This window comes from Membranihabitans maritimus, from assembly GCF_021729145.1.
Lineage (GTDB): Bacteria > Bacteroidota > Bacteroidia > Chitinophagales > Saprospiraceae > Membranihabitans > Membranihabitans maritimus.
In genome coordinates this window covers 1-317 of record NZ_JAJSLW010000098.1, presented here as the reverse complement: position 1 = coordinate 317, position 317 = coordinate 1, and the positions used below count along the sequence as shown (strand labels likewise).

Annotated in this window: 1 protein-coding gene; it reads left to right on the top strand. The window is 43.8% G+C overall.

All coding sequences use genetic code 11. The features are described from left to right. The coding region (locus LVD47_RS23465) for a hypothetical protein (protein WP_236981160.1) at nt 1–317 on the top strand (317 nt) is incomplete at both ends.

The window sequence follows — 317 nt, the reverse complement described above, 5'->3', positions numbered from 1 at the left end:
TTGGCGGATGCCCAGGCTTTGGATTTGGAAGCGGAGTATTTGGATCAGGAGATATTGCGAAAGAAGAACGGAGTAGTCTATAAAGTTGAAGACTTTTTACCCGGCGGAGATTATTATTCAGTACTGTCCAATCTGGGTGGAGAACGCGGTCAACTATTAGGGTTACATCGGGGGCCATTCAATTTTGTGGATTATCCGTTTATTGTATTGGAATTGGGTGATTGGATTTTAGGATCAGGCGGATTTTTTGAAAAAGTAACAGAGGAATGGTTTTATAGTGGCAATGGGAATAGCCCGTTTTGGTTTGCCGGCGCCTG